Here is a 1,084-nt window from a genome sequence, read left to right as displayed (position 1 = left end):
ACGTATTTGCTCATAGTCTACTGTTTCTAATTCATCTTTAATTTTTGGAATGTTTTCAAGCTTTGAATGCTCCTTAATCATCTTTAGAGCAGTTTTAGGACCAATTCTCTCAAAACCATCTGGATTAAAATCAGTCCCAATTAAAATTCCAACATCTACTAATTGTTCTTTGGTTAACCCCAACTCGGTTAATGTTTTTTCCGTATCAATAATTTCTGGTTCAATATCGATGTACGTATTTCTATTTGGAATTTTCCTTCTTCCACTATTTGTAAAATTTCTTACGAGCTTTTTTGCTCCAAATAAAACTGAATCAAAGTCTTGACTTGCAGATGCATATGCCTTTCCTGTTTGCGTTAGATATGCTGCAGTAGCTTCTCCTTCTGATGGTGCATCAATGTGGGGTATGCCAAATAATGTTAGAATTCTTTTAGAGTCTTCTACCATACCATCTTTCATTGCAGTTGTTTGTTGTGCATATTTTCTTGCATCTTCTAAATTTCCTTCTGAGATTGCTTTTTCATATTTTACCGTTGCATCTTTTTTGATTTGTCGTCTTCGTTCAATTTCAGCTGATTTCATAGAAGGTGGTTTTCCATCAAATACGTATACTGGTTTGATTCCAAGAGATAGATAATTGATATTTCTATACATTAACCCGCTAAGATGACTAGTTACTCTTCCTTGAGCATCTGCAAGATGCATTCCATCAGGTCCTCTAATTATTGCAAGAAATTGATAGATTGCATTGTATGCATCAACTGCTACAATCTTTGATGCAAATGACTCTAGTTTTGTTCTCTCCCTTACTACTAACGCCTTAAGATCTAAACCCATTTCTAATTCAGTACTTGATTGTGACACTATTCATGTTTTTGAATTTGCTGTTATGTTCTGCTTTTCTTTATTTGGGAGATATTTCCAAGAATTTATGCCAGGTTAGCCAAGTGGTAAGGCGGCCGTCTCGAAAACGGCTACGCGCAAGCGTGCAGGGGTTCGAATCCCTTACCTGGCGCATTTTCAACTCTCTTTTGCCTTGTCTAATTTTTTAAGATATTCTGGATTATCATCATCTAGTAATGCT

1 protein-coding gene and 1 tRNA gene are annotated in these 1,084 nt (G+C 35.6%); one reads left to right on the top strand and one right to left on the bottom strand.

Annotated features, from left to right (window positions below; genetic code table 11):
• Positions 1-837 (bottom strand): flap endonuclease-1 (fen, locus tag C6988_RS10375; RefSeq protein ID WP_182135320.1); only part of this gene is annotated, 837 nt, incomplete at its 3' end.
• Between the two features lie 96 nt (positions 838-933).
• On the opposite strand from fen, the gene C6988_RS10370 reads away from it, so the two are divergent.
• A tRNA-Ser gene (locus tag C6988_RS10370) sits at positions 934-1,015 on the top strand.
• The last annotated feature ends 69 nt before the right edge of the window (positions 1,016-1,084 follow it).

Source organism: Nitrosopumilus sp. b1 (assembly GCF_014078545.1).
Taxonomy (GTDB): domain Archaea; phylum Thermoproteota; class Nitrososphaeria; order Nitrososphaerales; family Nitrosopumilaceae; genus PXYB01.
Note: the sequence above shows the minus strand (reverse complement) of the source record. Positions and strands in the feature narration are given on the sequence as shown.